Raw genomic sequence first — 1,749 nt, forward strand, 5'->3', positions numbered from 1 at the left:
GCAGCACGCCGTCGATGTTCACGCTCGGACGCGTCCAGTCGGCCAGCTCCTGCTGCACCACGAACGGCGTCGCCGAAAAATCGATATTCGGATTGAGCGCGCGCGCATGCAGCGACGGCGCCAGCTGGCCATGGCGCATTTGCAGCAGCACCTTGGTCAGGCCGGCGATGCCGGCCGCGCTTTCGCAATGGCCGATGTTCGACTTGGCCGAGCCGATCGCGCAAAACTGGCGCTCCTGCGTATCCCGTCCAAACGCCTGCGCCAGCCCGCGGATTTCGATCGGATCGCCCAGCGCGGTGCCGGTGCCGTGCGCCTCGATATAACTGACGCTGCGCGCATCAATTCCGGCTTTGTCGAGCGCGTCGCGGATCACCTCGGCCTGCACTTGTGGATTGGGCACCATATAACCATTGGTTTTGCCGCCGTGATTGATGCTGCTGGCGCGGATCACGCCGTAGATATGGTCCTGGTCCGCTTCGGCCGCCGACAAACGCTTGAGCAAGACCGCGCCCACGCCTTCGCCGGGCACGAAGCCATTGCCGTTCGCGCCGAAGCTTTTGCACTGGCCGTCTTCCGACAGCATGCGCTGCGAGCACAGGGCCGTGTAATTGGACGGGTGCAGATACAGGTTCACGCCGCCGGCGATGGCCATGTCGCACTCGCCGCGGTGAATATGCTCGCATGCCTCGTGGATCGCGGTCAGGGACGACGAACACATGGTGTCGATCGGCATGCTCGGCCCCTTCAGGTCGAGCAGGTAGGACACCCGGTTCGCCACCGAGGCGAACGAGGTGCGCGGCAGAACCTGGCTGCCCGGCTGCGCCCCGTACAGCTCGAATCCGGTTTTCGTCACGCCGGCGAACACACCGACCCGGCTGCCATATTGCTGCAACAGTTGTTCCCTGGTGTAGCCGGCGTCTTCCAACACGGACCAGCAGGTTTCGACGAACAAGCGCTCCTGCGGATCCATGCCGAGCGCTTCAAGCGGCGATATGCGGAAGAATAAGGGGTCGAACTCGGCGAAGCCGTCGACAAAACCGCCCCATTTGCTGTAACTGGCGCCCGCTCCGGGCGTGCTGTCGAAAAAGCCGTCCAGCGCCCAGCGCTCGGCCGGGATCTCGCTGATGCAATCCCGGCCTGCCCGCAGATTGGACCAGAACTCATCGATGTTGCGGGCCTGCGGATAACGGCCGCTGACGCCGATAATGGCGATCGCCTCGCGCTCGGCGCGCTGCAATGGCGCCGCCGCGCCGACCCGGCCAGGGCCGGCGGAGCGGGCAAGCGCCTTCCTGGCGCGGCGCGGCGCAACCGCACCCGCCGCGAGGTCGGTTGCGCCGGGCGCCGCCGCCGCGGGCAGGGCCTCGCCCGGCGACTGCACGCCGCTCCATTGCAGGCAGGCGGGCCGGTGCCGCGCCAGCAAATAGGCGCCTAGCGCGCGCAAGCTGGCGCACTCGTAAAACAACGTCTTGGGCAAGACGCCGAACACCTCTTCCAGGCGCGCGTTGAGCTGCGTGACCAGGACCGAATCGACGCCATAGTACTCAAAACCTTGATCCAGGTCGATCTTCTCCATCGACAGTTTGAGGACGCTGCCGAACATTTTCTTCAACTGCTGGCCCAGCGCCGCTGTCAGCGCCGGTTGCTGCGGCTGCGGGGGGGGGGGGGGGGGGGGGGGGGGGAGGGGGGGGGGGGGGGGGGAAGGGGGGGGGGGGGGGAGGGGGAGGGGGAGGGGAAACAGGCGGCTGGTTG

Annotated in this window: 1 protein-coding gene; it reads right to left on the minus strand. The window is 66.9% G+C overall.

The annotated features are described in order from the left end of the window. On the minus strand, window positions 1-1,749 hold a 1,749-nt coding region (locus tag ACFDR9_RS27575; protein ID WP_409033062.1), incomplete at both ends, for a beta-ketoacyl synthase N-terminal-like domain-containing protein.

It is taken from the genome of Janthinobacterium sp. CG_23.3 (genome assembly GCF_046115965.1).
In the GTDB taxonomy this organism is placed as follows: Bacteria; Pseudomonadota; Gammaproteobacteria; order Burkholderiales; family Burkholderiaceae_D; genus Janthinobacterium.